This is a genomic window from Bradyrhizobium tropiciagri, assembly GCF_018130505.1.
In the GTDB taxonomy this organism is placed as follows: domain Bacteria; phylum Pseudomonadota; class Alphaproteobacteria; order Rhizobiales; family Xanthobacteraceae; genus Bradyrhizobium; species Bradyrhizobium tropiciagri_B.
Map to the genome: position 1 here is coordinate 40,007 of NZ_JAFCKH010000018.1, position 15,057 is coordinate 55,063.

Consider the following 15,057-nt stretch of genomic DNA (forward strand, 5'->3'; position numbering starts at 1 on the left):
CCTTCGCAAATTCACATAAATGATGCGACGACTTGCGACGAGAGCAAGAGAGTTAGCCCGGCGGCTCGGCCTGCTCTATTGCAACCGGCATTTTTGCCACCGACATCAGCGAGCGAGCGACCTGATTCAACATCTGATCAGCATTCTGTTCCTCTGCCAAAGACTTGGACAGTAAGCTGACGATCGCACTGTGGCGCAGCTGCTGTGCAAGACTGCGAGCCGTGGTGTAGCCAGCAATCTCGTAATGTTCGACGCGTTGAGCCGCACCTATGAGAGCCAGATCGGCGGCGGCGTCCTCCTTCTTTTCACCCTCAGCGATGATATCCTGCCCCTCCTCAACCAGGCCCATCATGCCTTTGCAAGGCTTGGTGCGGCCTGCCCTGCCTAGCAGCTGGAAACATTCGTTGATACGCTCGATCTGGCTTTCGGTCTCCGTCAAATGCTGTTCAAAGAGTTCGCGCAACTGATCGAAGCGGGCAGCTTCTGCCATCTTGGGCAGCGCCTTGGTCAACTGTTTTTCCGCGTGTAGGATATCCCGCAGTTCGTCGATGAGCAGGTCGCCCAGTCCGGCTTCGTCTGTCGGCGGCGAGCTCTCGGTGACGATCGCGCTCGTCGGACCGACATCGCTACCTTGAATGGCGGGCGATTCCGTGAAGACCCAGTCCCCGCCCTCGTTCCACGGACCGCGTGCATCGATCTCGCCATGATCGCCGGTCCCGGTGGAATCGTTAAAGAATTGGTCGACGAGGCCAGGTGTCGGCGCGATGCGTCCAATACTCAGAGAGGGCTTGCCCATGCTCTCAAGCGCGAGCCCGAAAGCTTTCATGTGGGTAATCTCGCGAGTCATGAGGAACTGCAAGGCGTCCTTGGTGCCGGCGTCATCGCAGAAATTGATCAGACGCTCATAGACGATCTTGGCCCGAGCTTCGGCGGCGATATTGCTCCTCAGATCCACGTCCAGCTCACCGGTGATCTTCAGATAGTCCGCCGTCCAGGCGTTACCTTGCGAATTGAACAGATTGACGCCGCCTCCACCAGCGATTGCGATCAAGGGGTCGGCCTCAGCGGCCTCCCGGTCGAACTTCGAGGGCTTGAGGTGCATGCGAGCCAGGGTTCCTACGATCTCGAGATGGCTTAGCTCTTCCGTGCCGATATCCATCAGAAGATCCTTACGGTCCGGATCCTCACAATTCAGTCCCTGGATCGAGTACTGCATGGCGGCGGCAAGTTCGCCGTTAGCGCCTCCAAATTGTTCGAGAAGCATATTGCCTAAGCGGGGATCCGGCTCATCGACGCGAACAGTGAACATCAGCTTCTTAACGTGATGGTACATTTCGAGGCCACTCAACCTGAGAGGAAAGATCATCTCGAACGAGCGGGCGATTGGTATCGTTCCTAACTGGTGCCTCGCATATCATGCACTGATTTGCCGAGGCGGACATAGTCGTGGTTGTGCCTTAACGCTTCCCCTCACTCTTTGGGGAATTTTCAAGCGTGGCAAATGGCCAACGCTTTCTCAAGTGAGCTTTTCAAATTCCGGGCTTGTGGGCGACCCGTTCAACGCCCAGCCGGACGCCACAAACGTCGATGGATCGGAGCGGCGGGTGTCGATCCGCCTTTTCAGGGTGGCAAACGCCCGAAATTGCGTGAACTCTTTGCGCCGGCCCTCTCGCGCAAATTGGGCTGCTTCACCCTGCAGGCCAGCGAAAGCAGGAACGGCATCTTTCATCATCAAGCGTACCTGCATGATGAAGGAACGGTCAGATGCTTGATGCGTTCGTTGAGCAGAAAGGATTTCACTATGGCGGACACATTCGATCCAACGCCGGGCGAGGAGCATGCCCAAGAGCTCAAACAGAGCACGCGTGAGGAAAAGGATGGTGGGTCGGAGAAGGGCTCGAACGACAGCCATTCCAGATCCGATCTTGTAAGCAGCACACTGGCCCCCAGGGCCACGCCGGACGCCTGACGGAGCACGATGTTGGGTTTGGCAGCTTACGATATTGTCGGCCGCGACGGCTCCTGGCACGTCGAGCATGATGGCGTCAGCCGGAACACATATGAGACTAAAGAAGCAGCCTTCGAAGCCGCAGTCGCGGCTGCTTCTCTGGCCATGCGACAGGGGCACGCCGTAAGAGTCACCGTTCCTGAGAGTGAGAATGCAGTCGGTGCGGCCAATTCGGGGTGAGCTGTGAACCCGCGGCTCGCTGTTTCGGAGACCGCTATTGGACGATCGGACGGTTTTGCCGGCAACACTCTGGCCTACGGTCTTACGGGGATGGGCGGATCTGATGCGGTTCGGTCAGCAGCGCATTTTCAAAGACGCTGAAGAGAGAAAACGCTCCGACAGGAGTTAGCCGGCTATCCTCATCAGCACCATCCAAGGACCGGGCATCTTGCCGAACACACTGCATCGGCCTGAACAGTGTTCGGACGGTTCCGTTGGCGCCACCGCTTGGAGCAGTGATCCACTCTATGTACGATGGAAGGCGGCAGTCTACCTCGGCTTGATCAGCAGTACGTTCTCGACCATCGTCAGCCAATTATCCGCGGCACGGATCGGGCCCGACGCCGCGGTCGATTGGATGGTGGTCGCAGCCATCCCTGTCCGGGGATTGGGCGCTCACGTCCGAGCCGACTGCCGCCGCTATCAGCATCGGCATCGCCTTTCACCAATGGGCCGACTTCTCGTGGGCGATGCTTTTCTTCGGAGTTCTCGGGCGATGGACGGCGCGGCTACATCCCCTCTCGCTGGCGCTCATAGCGCTTCCCTGGGCCATTTTTACCTCGGCGGTCGAGTGGCTGGTGCTTGTTCCGATGTTTCCGTTCTGGCAGCCCATCTTCACGCTCCAGCAGCCATATTGGATCGGCTTTCTGGTCCATTTTACATCGGCCTCGATGTATCCTTTCTATGCTTGGCTGCGTCGCTCTCCCCGCCCGACGTTGAACGCGAGCAGAACACTTCAAGTCTGGACCCTGGGCACAGCGCTAGGTCTCGCTTGCTTGGGCGCGCTTGCACTTTTCGCAATCTATGATCGTGAAATTCCGTGGCTCGGGCGTGAGGCGGAAGTTGATCAAACATTCATCCGGCATATGTCGACGCGCCACGCACAGGGTATTCAGCTGGCTTCGATGGCGGCGGAAAGGGCCACGGATCCGCATCTTCGAGCGCTTGCGAAACTCGTGGCGGCGAGCCAACGCGGCGAAAAGCGACTTCTAGACCGCTACTGGCTAAGCTGGTTTGGCTCGCCGATGCAAAACTGTTCGCCGCGCGAACGGGCCACCATGCCCGGTCTGCTCGATGACGAACAAATTTCTCTTATTCAGGAGATCTCCTCCGCCGAATTCGACTCGCTCTTCGTCCAATTGATGACCATCCATCACGCCGGCGCCGTCGAAATGGCCGACGACCAGCTTCGGAACGGCAGCGATCCGCGCTTGCGCGCCATGGCGCATGCCATTCGTCACGCGCAGCAGGGCGAAATCGCCTTGATGAACTGCGCCAATGGATTAACCGCTGTGATGCTTGGAATTCAAAACATGCTGGGCGACAATACCAACATGCCGGATCGAAGTATGCCAGCCAGCTTTTCATGTCGACGCTAGAGCCCAATTAATGACACGCCGATCTGTCGCTCGCAGCCATCCTTTGAGACTAACCTCCATCCACCCGGAGCTCGGATAAAAGAGCGGAACCGGACTTTTGTCTCACCTGTTCGAACGTGCATTGACGAGGCTTCTTGTCCGGTCGCCACCTCATGATCGAAGTTCCATGACGAAAGCGACCGCCAGTGAAATGATCGTAGGACACTTCGACCACAAATTTTGGCTTGATCGGCTGCCATTCAGACGAACGCTTTGTCGACCAGCGGCTGGGACCGCCCGGAGCATTCCCTGTAAAGCTCTGCGCTTGCTTTATCGCTTCAAGCTTGTCGGTCAAAGCGGGCTTGTTTTGAGCTTTGATGCCTGACGAATACCCGACATGGTGCAACAATCCGTCGTCATCGTAAAGTCCAAGGAGAAGCGAGCCGACAACCTGCCGCCTCGCCTGGCGGCTTGCACCATAGCGAAATCCGGCGATCACGCAGTCCGCACTTCGGTAGCGCTTTATTTTTTGCATACCCTCTCGATTGCCGGCTTGGTAGGCGAGGTCGAGCCGTTTAGCAATGACGCCGTCGCTTCCACCGCCCGCGGCCGCCAGCCACCGTTGCGCGTCCCTCAACTTCGTGCTGGCGGGCGAAAGGCGAAACAGATTTGTCTTGGAGAAGAAACGAGCAGCGAAGTCCTCCAAAGCTGGCCTTCGCTTGAAGAGAGGCTTGCTCGCCAGATCGCTTTTGCTTTTCAGTAAGTCGAATGCGAGGAACAAGGCCGGAGTTTCAGCCGCCAACTTCTTCACGCGGCTTGCCGCTGGATGAATGCGCTGCAACAGCCCATCGAATGAAAACTGACCGCCCGTCTGAACGACGAGTTCGCCATCCAGGACAAAACTCGTTGCGCGGATCGTCAGCGCGCCGGCTATGATTTCGGGAAAGTAACGGTTGAGCTTCTGCCCGGATTTCGATTGGAGATCGACTTGCCGGCCGTCCCGCTTCAAAAGGCAGCGGAATCCGTCCCATTTCGGTTCGTACAACCATTGCTCGCCGATCGGAATTGCTTCGACCGAAAGGGCCTCCATGGCCTCGATAGTAGGACGGCTTTTCATGCCGCTTAGTCTTTGACGCGAGCGAGCGGGCCGACGGCGGGAGCGTTGATTGGTTGTCCGTCGACATCGAACATCGACCCATGACATGGGCAGTCCCAGCACGTTTCAAAGCTATTCCAGTGCAAATGACACCCCACATGGGTGCAGCTCGCTGATCTCAAGTGCAGGGTGCCCGTCTCATCTCTAAAAGCAGCAAGCTTTTCCAGCCCACGCCGGAAAATCGCGCCTTTGCCGGGCTTCAGCTGGTCGAGTGATTTGATCTCGCCAGGCGCCACATACTCTGCAAAGTTTTTCAGTGCGGTGACGTTTTCAGTGAGAAAATTCTTCGCGGCCTTGAGGGTAACCCGGCCGGGCTCATAGATTTCCGTCCAGGGGTGATCCTTACCTAACACGAGGCTCGTATTCAACATCGCGCCGGCTACACCGTGTGTAAGGCCTTGTCCGGAATCACCCATTGCAACGTAACTGTTCTTGCCGCCTGGATCCCTTCCGACGAAGCCAGCGTAATCGATCGTATCGAGCACCTGCCCAGACCAGCGGTGCGTCTCTTTGCCGAGGTCGGAGATCATGCTGCGGGCCCAGACTTCGAGCCTGGAAAAGCGTGCATTCGCATCGTCCGCCTCACCGCTTTTATGATCTTCGCCTCCGACAAGCACATAGTCGGTATTGGCTGCGCCGGGTTGCAAGCGGACATAGTGGTACGGATCTTCCGTGTCCCAATAGAGAGCGTCAGGCAGCGCGCCGCGCTTGATTTCGAAGGTGATGACATACGTCCGGTAGGGAGCCGTCTTAGTGTGGATTGCAAACCGGTCTGATATCGAAGAGTTGGTTGCGACAACGGCATGTTTGGCTCGAATGATGCCGCGCGCGGCTTTGACCGTAACGAGAGCGTCGTCCTCAGTCACCTCCTCTACCGGACTGTCACGGTAGAAGATCACGCCCTTCTCAATGCAGGCCTTTGCCACCCCGGCTAGATACTTAAGGGGATGAAACGTAGCCTGCCGGGGATATCGCAGAGCATGACGGTCGTCGGCCCCTTTGAGAGGCACGCCCACCAGTCGGTGAACGGGAACGCCGATCTGGCGGACCGCATCCATTTCTTGATCGATCGTATCTGACGGCATCTCCCGACCTTGGAAGAGGTAACCGTCCAGCCTGCGAAAATCGCAGTCGATCTTCTCTCTTTTCTGGATTTGCTCGATACGGTCAACGGCAGCAGCTTGGCTCTCGCAAAAGAGCTTCGTCGCTTCATGTCCCCTGATCGTCACCATCTCGGTGACGAGATCGTCGCACAAGGGAGCGAGATGAGCCGACGTCCTCGACGTCATGCCGCCACAAATGCGGCCGCGGTCAACGACGATGACGGATTGGCCGTGCTGACAAAGCTCATACGCCGTTGATATCCCCGCGATCCCCGAGCCGATCACGGCGACATCACACTCCTGAGCGCCATCGAGTACATCTGCATCGGGCGCGACTTCAACAGTCATCCAGAGCGACGTGCTGGTCATGGAGTTCCTCCAAACACGTGGAAACGTTTCCGCAAACGGCAACGTTCCAAAGGGAAGCGGGTTTGGAAATGCGCGATTCAACCACGCAGACGACCACTGCTTGCGGCGGGAGGCGCTGACTGTGCGCTCGACGTCAAATGAAGTGGATTCAAGCGGCCTAAGCGGAAACCCTGTTTCCAGAATGGTCGGCCACAGCTTCTAGGGGTGTTTGGGCAGTTCGAAGGACCTAGCCATAAGCCAATGGTGCTTACGAAGGTCCCGTACCGCGACAAGCCGAAATAAGGAACCCGTTCTGCGGGGAGCCTTAAGACGGCGGCTTCCGTCAACTTACTCAACTTCATTGCGTACTCACCAAAGAACCGTGGCGAGCTCGCATCCAACGACCGTCACTCCAAGACACCGCCGGCAGGGATTCACGCTCCGGATTATCTCATCGACAGCCCAGAGAAAGACCTCCTTTGAGGACGACCGTCAAAGCGTTGCCAGCTTACCGGCCCCGGATCAGATCCAAGCAGAAAGGCCGACCACAATTGCGATCCCCAGGAGCAAATTGGGCGCTGCGCGGCCCTGATGGCATCCGTGGCCCGATTGCGGAAAAGCCACTCCAAAAGACGGCTCACTCACTCTTTTTCGCGACACGGTGATCCGCTCAGAGCAAGATCTCGCCCTCTTCGCGCCCCTTCCAATACGTTAGGCGTTTCGCCTCGAGCTTGATCAAGACGATGCCGGGCGTGCCCACGCCGTTATCGAACCGTATCAAGGGGGCTGGGACCCCCGAAGCCTTGGCCTGGCCCAGGCAGATAAACGAGGAGCACAGCACGGCTTCGGCAAACGACGTCAAACAAGAATACTTGCGACGTGTGTCCCGGCTATCCGCGCTCGAGCGGACCATGGGCAACTGTCGAAGGTTCACGATGTGTAGCCGGTCTCTGCGATGGACTTTGGGCGAGCTGCCAGGTTTCGGCGGTGAAATCCAATGACGCGGATGTCAGCCCGTATCCGATCGCTCACTGATCGTACTGAGCGCTTCTTCCGCCAGGAGCCACGTTCCTTTTCTGGAACGGGGCAGCCCCGCGCAACGATCAAAAGGCCGTTTTTTTTCGTTTAGGTAGACATCAAACATCAGCTCTCCCGGACCGCCACTGTAGGTGCATCGGTCGAATGCGTGGTGACGCAAACGTCACAATGACCGGGATAGCGAAGCCTTGTGTTTCCGCGTAAGGCTATGCATGGCCCGCCGCGCCACCGCCTCAAGCGCGCCGAGCGCCGTCTGCCCGCGCTGTGCGGAGCGAAGTAGCCGCATGGCGACGAACTTGCGGCTCTCGTGATCTCCGCCATTGTTCGGAAGTACACGACAGGCTTCGTCGAGTACAACGTCGAGATTTGCGGACGTCCGTTCATTGAGGATAGTCATAACGTGACCATTCAGCAAAAGATTGACTATAGTCCCAACAAATAAAAATCAGCGAAGAACGAAGATTTTGCTCATTCGGAGTCGATTGCGCTAACAAGTGCTGGTTTTGGCCGAGAGTTTCCCTTGTTATCCCCGTTATCCCCGTTTCTCTTGACCCTTGAGCATCAAGCTAGGTTCCGTGACAGAGAGCCAAGCTCCGTTCCTTCAATTCCGATGGCGCAGCGGGCAACGCAAACTTGCCTAGCAAGTTGGTCGCGTCGGGCTCCAGCAGGGACGGCCAGTCGCCAACGAGCTGTGAAGTTAGGAACTTCGCCTTTCGCTCAGGGATGGTTCGTGACCGCCGAGCCCCAGTGTCGGAGCCACTTTTCGTGAACCGCAGCTTGCGCGGAAATCGGACTTGCACGGCGCCGAAGCTGAAGAAAGCCGTGACCCGAGTCGGGTGCCAATTTGGAGCGGGACCGATGGGCCCCGTGACGCCCCGTAGATCCATCAGGATAATCGACCTCTGGATCGTGCAAGATTCAAACGCCAACATCCAAAAGGCGACATCAGACGAGATAGTGGTGTCGGCCTTGCCTCATTCGTTGTTAACCGCCACATAGCGTCTGTTTGTACATAAGAGTCGATTGTTGATTTGCGCCAGTCGATCTTTTCTCGACGAACACTGGTTTCACCCAAAATTGTCTTCCCCGAAGGCAGCTCAAAACTTCACCACGCTGCGTAGCCCAACGACGGTGGCGGCCTTTAGATGTTTGCCGGGCGACGACCCAAGCGGATCGGTCGCGCCGCCGCCTGGATGACGGATGAACTGGACATTGGGTTGAAGGGTCATGCCCGCCCGAACTTCATATTGATAGACCGCAGTCAGCAGCGCTTCCGACGTGCGCAGCGGCCAAGGGGGGCCATGGATGGATTGAAAGTCGCGGTCGAGCAGCTGGGCACGCGGAGAGACGTGAGCGTAGGCTGCCGCAACGCCGAACTTGTCGTGCGGCCGCCTATCCATAAGGCCGATGAATTCAACGCCGCCATCGGCGTAAAGATCGATCAGATTGCGATCGGGCGGACTGTATGACGCTCGCGCAAATACGCCGATGCCGCGATCCTCGTTATCTCCCAGGCGATAGAGCTTCTGCTCAAGGGAAGCATAGAGACCGAAGTCGCCGACATGGTTCGCAGCGATACCTGTACTCGCCGGCGCGGCAAGGGAGACGCCCGCCGTGTCCAAATGCTGGTCTGAGAAGCCGCCGAAGTGGCGCCAGCCGCCAAGCTTGAGCTTCCCATCCAGCCCTGGATCACCTTTTTTCGCATTCCATTGAAATTGCGCCTCGGACAAAAACAAGGGTGGATCGTTCACCCGAAAATTCACGCCAAACCGATCGCGCAACTGCGGATCATCCGTGCCGGGACCCGCAGCGTTGCCGTCGAACGCGGCTGCGATGAGCGTGAGATTGTCGGTCACGTCGGTTCGCAGTCGCGCCCCCATGGCGGCTAGTGGCGGGGATGGCCCACCGCCGGGAAGATCGAGCGACAGGCCTGCCGGCCAGCCGAGCGAGGCGTTGGTGAAAACGTCGGTGTATTTCGCCGTCATGAACTCCGTGTCGGCGGCAAGCTGGCCCGCTCTCAAAGCGAGTTTCTCGCCCCATTTCTTCTCGAACCAGACCTCGTAGAGGCGGGTTGTCGGCAGCGCCTCGATGCCGCTGACATCCATGAAATTGAAAAGCGCGCCACGTGAAAGACCGCCCGCGTCGATCTGAAATATATTGGCGTGGAAGGTCACCTGCTTGAGGCCGACCAGTCTTTCGAAATCGACATCGACCGCAAAGTTGGTCCGGTCCTCGTAGATGGCAGTCTGTTTCGCGCCGCCGGTTGGATTACCAAGGACCTCACCGATATAGGTGACGGCAAACTTGACGCCGCGCTTTTCGAGCGGGTTCGGCAAAAGCCCGAGCGTCGTCTCCTGCACTGTGCTTTCGCCCGTATCGGGGTCAGCAGGCTTGAGATCGTCGGTTTTCTTGTCCTCCTGCGCGATAGCACTACCGCATAGCAGCAACGCGAGTAGGATCAACCAGCGGCGCATGTGACGTATCCGACCATCACCACATGATGCAGGTTTTGCGCGGTCCGACAATTACTCAGATCAACATCGGAAAGCGAACTTTGTGTCCAAACCTGCACAATAGGACCCGTCCGCTTGCGAACGCGTTGTCGGTTCCGGAAATTGGTCTCGGAACAACTTGGAGAAATCGGGTGACGGGGAATGAGAACGCAGGCAATCGGTCCGTCGAAGACGAAGATCACGACGGATTTCTACAGCGCCTGGGTCCAGGCCTGATCACCGGAGCTTCTGACGATGACCCCTCGGGCATCGGCACGTATAGCCAGGCCGGGGCGCAACTCGGGTTCGGCATCGGCTGGACCATGCTGATTACCTATCCCCTGATGGTCGCAATCCAGGAGATATCGGGCCGGATCGGACGCGTGACTGGCCACGGTATCGCGGGCAACGTCTGTCGCAATTACCCGGTACCGGTCATCTGGTCCCTGATCGTGCTGCTGTTCATTGCCAATACCATCAACGTCGCCGCCGACCTCGGCGCGATGGGCGACGCCCTCAAGCTTCTCATCGGCGGACCGGGCACGCTCTACGTCGTAGCCTTCGGTGGGGTGTCGGTGATCGCGCAGATTTTCTTCAAGTACGAACGCTACGTGTCGATTCTGAAATGGTTGACACTCGTGCTGTTCGCTTATGTCATCGCGCTTTTTCTGGCGAAAGTACCGTGGGACGAGGCATTAAGGGGCCTGTTGATTCCCAAGGTTCAGTGGGGCGGCACGTTTCTGACGACATTGGTCGCGATCCTCGGGACAACAATTTCACCTTATCTTTTCATCTGGCAGTCGTCGCAGGAAGCCGAGGAGCAACGGATCGATCCGGACAAAAAGCCGTTGAAGCGAGAGCCACACAAGGAGCAGGAGGAAATCAAGCGGATCCGGATCGACACGCTAGTCGGAATGGCCGTGTCCAATCTCATCGCCATCGCGATCATCATGACAACGGCTGCGACCCTGCACGCATCTGGTAAGACCGATATCGAATCTTCCGCACAGGCGGCCGAAGCGCTAAGGCCTGTAGCGGGTGCGCTCGCAGAGCTGATCTTCGCACTCGGTATCATCGGGACGGGACTTCTCGCGATCCCGGTGCTGGCAGGCTCGACTGCCTATGCGATCGGCGAAGGACGAAAATGGCCCGTTGGATTGTCGCGAAAGCCCAAGGAAGCCGCTGCCTTCTACAGCGTACTAACAATTTCAGTCGCTCTTGGTGTTGCGCTCAACTTCACCGCGATAGACCCGATCAAGGCGTTATACTGGAGCGCGGTGATCAATGGCGTTTTAGCCGCGCCGATCATGACCATCATGATGTTGCTGGTGCGCCGGAGGTCCGTGATGGGCGATCTCGTGGTCCGCGGGCCGGTCTACTGGCTGGGCTGGCTTGCGACGGCGGCCATGGCTTTCTGCATTGTCGGTATGGCCGTTTCGGTGGCGGGTTGGGAATAGCATCCCCGCTCCAATCGAGCTCGTTTTTGCTGAATGATTGGCAATGAGCAACGGAAGCGGGCGCGAAAAATCTCAAGCCGGCGAGGTTGTGGGGTTGGCATCTTTTCTCACGCGGCTAGAGGGCGAGGCGACCGCCTGTCTGATCCGCGTCGCCAGCCGGCGTAAGGCGGGTGCATGACCGCGTATGAGCTAAAGTCCGGTGCACCATCTCTGCCCCAGACCGGTCGGGAATCAGCCATCAGATAAGGCGCTTTTACTGCGACGGTCGTTCTGAAGGTGCAACCCGACGGGTGGATCGGCACTCATCACGTAGTGACTGCCAACTCCGCACGCTTTATCGGGATCTGCCTACTCGACCGGCTTTTCCAAATGGCAAGGCTCTCGGCTAGGCCGAGAGCCTTAGCGCTGACATGAGACGAATACGCCACGCTAGTGATGCCAGAACAGAGCAAGCAGCAAAATTATCGGGAGGGGCACTCCCAGCAGCCACAGCAATGCGCCTTTTCCAAAGCCCATGATATCCTCCTGTTGTGGCGCGTGAACGCGCTTGGAGGCGAGAAAGTTCCGCCACGCAAGGCACATTCCTTCAAGGCGCGAATGCTATTTTCAGCTTCTCTGTTAATCGGGGCCCGTCTGACACGAACGATTTTATTCAGCGCTCAACACGCTTCTCTGTCGCCTCCTTCTCCTGCGGGCGAAGCCTAGTATTCATCGGGATGGGATCTGAGCTTCGGGCAAGCGGCCCTTCTCCGGAAGGACATTCCACATCGCGCTCGGCTCCGAGCAGCCTGGCTTGTGCATTGGCTTCGTAGCGCACACCCTGTAAGCCGCTTAACGTCCGAAAGCTTGCTGGTTTCGGAACAAAGATGCTGATTTGAACCTTGATAGGTCAAGGAGGATCAAACATGGCACAAGCAGCATGGAAGCGGACGGGATCACCCATCGGCAAGAAGGGGCCGCGCAAGAAAAATCCCACGTATAAGCGCCGCTTGCGTCAACCGTGGACCGACAAGGAAGTAGAGCAGCTTCGCACGCTGGCAAAGGCGAACACGCCAACTGGCGTCATTAGCCTTAAGATGGAGCGGCCACCCAGCTCGATCGCCAGCAAGGCGCAGCGAGAAGGTATCTCGCTTAAGCCAGTCAATCGCTCGCCTTACAACCGACGCAGGAAAGGCGGCTAAAAAGCATGGTCGCTGACAATGGCCTCTTGTAGCGCTTTGGTATCGCTTGAATTGTTACAACCACATCTCAAGCCGGCACCGCGCATGCAGCCGCGCTTCCACCGTCTAGGCAAGGTGCGGCAAATTCTCAGACGGGCTTGAGGCGGTCACCGCTGGGGCAATTGCAATTCGTCACAGCGTGTCAGTGTCCGAAGAGGCGAACCCTTATCCAAGTTGAAGAGCTGTTGCTCCGCTAGGCGCCAAAACTCCTTATCGCGACCTTCCGGCTTGCCAGCATTCCCCACAGCTCGTAGGCGCGAGCCAGGCCAGAAGCGTTGCGCTTGGACCGCCGGCGCTGGTTGAAGCTCCGCGAGACAGATGCTCGCGATGCGTCGTTCGTATTCGCGCTTCGGGAACATCGGAGATTACAGAAGTGCAGCCGAGTCTCCCGGGGCCGCCATCCAGTCCTCAAGGAGGTCCTCGGGGTCATCGTCCGCCAAGCACCGGTCCCGCTTCGTGCGGCCTCTCCTTTCCTTTGGCAAGTTTCGCCTTCGATGCCACCGCATAACGCCTTTACCTTCTTTCTCCGTGGAAACGGGGCCAGGCGATTGCAGTTCCTACCTGCGGAAGCCGACCTCTGGGAACATTCATCACGCCGTTTCTGAGGAGGAACAAATGCCTTACGGCTCCATTTTTAAACAGCCGGTCTTGGGGTGATGGCAAGCACTGGACGAAGGAAAGAAGATGGCTCGAAAAGCGAAAAAACGGAAATATTCCAAGAGTTCGGGCAGCGACGTGAAAAGCGAAATGCGGCGCTATAAGAAAGGCAAGGCGAAGAGCGGTCCGGGCGGTAAGGGCGGCAAGGTCAAGAGCCGAAAACAGGCGATCGCAATCGGACTTTCGAAGGCGCGCAAGAAAGGCAAGAAAGTCCCGAAGAAGAAGAAATGAAGGAGAGCGGCAAAGCAGGCTGAACCGCGCTTCGCCTTAAACTTTGCCGTTGCCCCGGTTGGTGAAGCGGGCGTTGCCTAGCCCCGTCCCGATTGTCAGCACACCCCAGCGCCTGACGTCCTGCATGAAAGGCATTTCCGAAAGCCCCTGCACCACGCCGTCGTTGTGCATGATCACTGCCGTGTCGTGGCCCCCGATCTGGGGGACGGCTTCGACCAAGCTCGCCGGCAGATTGAACTTGCTGCTCTCCCAATTGCCCGGCAAGTTCTGAGCGCCCTTCTCGATCGAGCCATCCGCCTTGATGACGCCGGGGCAGGCGACACCGATCAAGGGCGCGAGCTTCAATCCTTCCTTGTCGGCTTTCGCGATCCGATCCTTCAGCATCTTCACGAGATGCTTCACCGCTTGCTCCCGGCTCGGCTCATCGTCGGCATGACGCCAGAGCTCGGACTTCCAGACACACGCCTTAGACAGGTCCTCGGCCTTCTTGCGGCAGGCCTCCACAACGCCGCAGCGAATGTTGGTGCCGCCGATGTCAACGGCGAGGATGGAATCCTGGCCCTCGTAGATCCATGACGGCGCCAGATGCAGCGCCCCGATCAGGCCGGCGTCGTCGGGATGGCGCTTCGGTATCGTCGCCCACCAGGATGGCGTCTAGCAGCTTTTTGCCGACCTTCTCCGACGGCTCCTTCCCGAAAGGATCCTCACCGGTCTTGCGCAGCGGCTTGCGCCACTTCTCAAGGATGTCGCGGAAGGCGCTTTTGCTCTCGCGGTCGCCGATGAATCCTCCGTCATCCTTCAACTCGATATTGAAGCTGTCAATCTCCACCGAAGGAAGGCGGGAGGCGCCGTGGGCGGCCATGCCGGTAGTCGTGACCGTCTCAGACATTCTGTACTCTGAACAAGCCGCCGATGCGCGGCTCGTCAGGTAAACCGCGCAGACAGAGCCACAGTTCCTATGCCGGCTTTGCAGGATGCAGCGTGCGCGGATGTCGCTAGTGAAGAAGACGCGCGAGCTCCTCGCGCTCGGCGGCTCGTCCCTTCATGGCCGTTTCGAACAGAGCCTCCTGAATGTCCCAGGGCATGTCGCCCCATACGTCCAGGGCCGCCCGCCCAAGCAGCGCGGCAAATGTTTCGGTCTTTTCCATTCGACGTCTCCGGTCCGGTTGTCGCAGACGGGAACGGCGGCGGCGTCTCCGCGTTCCTTCGCCATCATTGTGAAAGGAGAATTCGCTTATGGGACTGTTCACCAAGGACATCAAAACCATGGACGACCTGCTGATCCACGGGCTGCAGGACATTTACTACGCCGAGCAGCAGATCCTCAAAGCGCTGCCGAAGATGATCGACAAAGCCACCAACCGCGTCTTGGTCGCGAGCCTCAAGAATCATCTGGAGGAAACCAACAAGCAGGTCGAGCGGCTCGAGAAGGCTTTCGCCAAACTGGGCGAGGAACCGAGCGGCACGAAGTGCCCGGCCATCGACGGCATCATCAAGGAAGCGGACGAGACCGCGGGCGATGTTGAGGACAAGTCTGTTCTGGACGCCGCCATCGTCGCCAACGCGCAGGCTGTCGAGCATTACGAAATTTGCCGTTACGGCACGCTGATCGCATGGGCGGAGGAGCTCGGCCACGACGAGATCGTCCGCTTCCTCACCACCAATCTGAACGAGGAGAAGGCGGCGAACACCAAGCTCAACACGGTCGCGCTGCGTAAGGGCGTCAACGCCAAGGCCGCCCCCGCGGCTTGATCGCTCGGCCTCAGAACG

11 protein-coding genes and 2 pseudogenes are annotated in these 15,057 nt (G+C 58.2%); 6 read left to right on the plus strand and 7 right to left on the minus strand.

Going from position 1 to position 15,057, the window contains the following annotated elements:
- Positions 1 to 52 precede the first annotated feature (52 nt).
- On the minus strand, positions 53 to 1,333 hold the full coding sequence (locus JQ633_RS33575; protein ID WP_211990110.1) for a DUF892 family protein: 1,281 nt from the start codon (positions 1,331 to 1,333) through the stop codon (positions 53 to 55).
- 183 nt (positions 1,334 to 1,516) lie between these two features.
- Positions 1,517 to 1,912 carry a hypothetical protein gene (locus JQ633_RS33580; protein ID WP_211990111.1) on the minus strand — a complete coding sequence of 132 codons (396 nt, stop codon included), beginning with the start codon at positions 1,910 to 1,912 and terminating at the stop codon, positions 1,517 to 1,519.
- Between the two features lie 69 nt (positions 1,913 to 1,981).
- Between JQ633_RS33580 and JQ633_RS35310 the strand changes: the two genes are divergently transcribed.
- Positions 1,982 to 2,188, plus strand: coding sequence for a DUF2188 domain-containing protein (locus tag JQ633_RS35310; protein ID WP_249159857.1), 207 nt, complete (start codon positions 1,982 to 1,984; stop codon positions 2,186 to 2,188).
- 509 nt (positions 2,189 to 2,697) lie between these two features.
- Complete coding sequence (locus JQ633_RS33585; protein WP_249159847.1) at positions 2,698 to 3,606, plus strand: DUF305 domain-containing protein; 909 nt, start codon at positions 2,698 to 2,700, stop codon at positions 3,604 to 3,606.
- Between the two features lie 49 nt (positions 3,607 to 3,655).
- Here the strand turns inward: JQ633_RS33585 and JQ633_RS33590 are convergent, their stop codons facing one another.
- The 3 genes from JQ633_RS33590 to JQ633_RS33600 form a co-directional block, all read right to left on the minus strand.
- Positions 3,656 to 4,702, minus strand: a complete 1,047-nt coding sequence (locus JQ633_RS33590) for an ATP-dependent DNA ligase (protein ID WP_211990112.1) — start codon at positions 4,700 to 4,702, stop codon at positions 3,656 to 3,658.
- A gap of 5 nt (positions 4,703 to 4,707) precedes the next feature.
- Positions 4,708 to 6,213 carry an FAD-dependent oxidoreductase gene (locus JQ633_RS33595; RefSeq protein WP_211990113.1) on the minus strand — a complete coding sequence of 502 codons (1,506 nt, stop codon included), beginning with the start codon at positions 6,211 to 6,213 and terminating at the stop codon, positions 4,708 to 4,710.
- Between the two features lie 2,114 nt (positions 6,214 to 8,327).
- A complete protein-coding gene (locus JQ633_RS33600; RefSeq protein ID WP_211990114.1) occupies positions 8,328 to 9,704 on the minus strand; it encodes a carbohydrate porin in 1,377 nt (458 codons plus the stop codon).
- Between the two features lie 170 nt (positions 9,705 to 9,874).
- Between JQ633_RS33600 and JQ633_RS33605 the strand changes: the two genes are divergently transcribed.
- From JQ633_RS33605 to JQ633_RS33620, 3 genes and pseudogenes are all read left to right on the plus strand, one after another.
- Entirely contained in the window at positions 9,875 to 11,179 is a 1,305-nt protein-coding gene (locus JQ633_RS33605; protein ID WP_349631663.1) for an Nramp family divalent metal transporter, read from the plus strand.
- 905 nt (positions 11,180 to 12,084) lie between these two features.
- Entirely contained in the window at positions 12,085 to 12,360 is a 276-nt protein-coding gene (locus JQ633_RS33610; RefSeq protein ID WP_211990115.1) for a hypothetical protein, read from the plus strand.
- Positions 12,361 to 13,083: 723 nt separating this feature from the next.
- Positions 13,084 to 13,278 (plus strand): annotated as a pseudogene (locus JQ633_RS33620) (DUF6496 domain-containing protein); the annotation flags it as partial.
- Positions 13,279 to 13,323: 45 nt separating this feature from the next.
- Here JQ633_RS33620 and JQ633_RS33625 read toward each other — a convergent pair.
- Positions 13,324 to 14,176 (minus strand): annotated as a pseudogene (locus JQ633_RS33625) (ROK family protein).
- Between the two features lie 106 nt (positions 14,177 to 14,282).
- Positions 14,283 to 14,435: a hypothetical protein gene (locus tag JQ633_RS33630; protein ID WP_211990118.1), complete on the minus strand. Its 153-nt coding sequence runs from the start codon at positions 14,433 to 14,435 to the stop codon at positions 14,283 to 14,285.
- An 88-nt stretch (positions 14,436 to 14,523) separates the two neighbouring features.
- On the opposite strand from JQ633_RS33630, the gene JQ633_RS33635 reads away from it, so the two are divergent.
- Positions 14,524 to 15,039 carry a ferritin-like domain-containing protein gene (locus tag JQ633_RS33635; protein ID WP_211990119.1) on the plus strand — a complete coding sequence of 172 codons (516 nt, stop codon included), beginning with the start codon at positions 14,524 to 14,526 and terminating at the stop codon, positions 15,037 to 15,039.
- Positions 15,040 to 15,057: the final 18 nt, after the last annotated feature.

Coding starts and splice junctions, on each gene's coding strand:
- JQ633_RS33590 (WP_211990112.1), bottom strand. CDS start 4,702: ATGAAAAGCCGTCCTACTATCGAGGCCATGGAGGCCCTTTCGGTCGAA.
- JQ633_RS33585 (WP_249159847.1), top strand. CDS start 2,698: ATGCTTTTCTTCGGAGTTCTCGGGCGATGGACGGCGCGGCTACATCCC.
- JQ633_RS33610 (WP_211990115.1), top strand. CDS start 12,085: ATGGCACAAGCAGCATGGAAGCGGACGGGATCACCCATCGGCAAGAAG.
- JQ633_RS33630 (WP_211990118.1), bottom strand. CDS start 14,435: ATGGAAAAGACCGAAACATTTGCCGCGCTGCTTGGGCGGGCGGCCCTG.
- JQ633_RS33575 (WP_211990110.1), bottom strand. CDS start 1,333: ATGTACCATCACGTTAAGAAGCTGATGTTCACTGTTCGCGTCGATGAG.
- JQ633_RS33635 (WP_211990119.1), top strand. CDS start 14,524: ATGGGACTGTTCACCAAGGACATCAAAACCATGGACGACCTGCTGATC.
- JQ633_RS33595 (WP_211990113.1), bottom strand. CDS start 6,213: ATGACCAGCACGTCGCTCTGGATGACTGTTGAAGTCGCGCCCGATGCA.
- JQ633_RS33600 (WP_211990114.1), bottom strand. CDS start 9,704: ATGCGCCGCTGGTTGATCCTACTCGCGTTGCTGCTATGCGGTAGTGCT.
- JQ633_RS33580 (WP_211990111.1), bottom strand. CDS start 1,912: ATGGCTGTCGTTCGAGCCCTTCTCCGACCCACCATCCTTTTCCTCACG.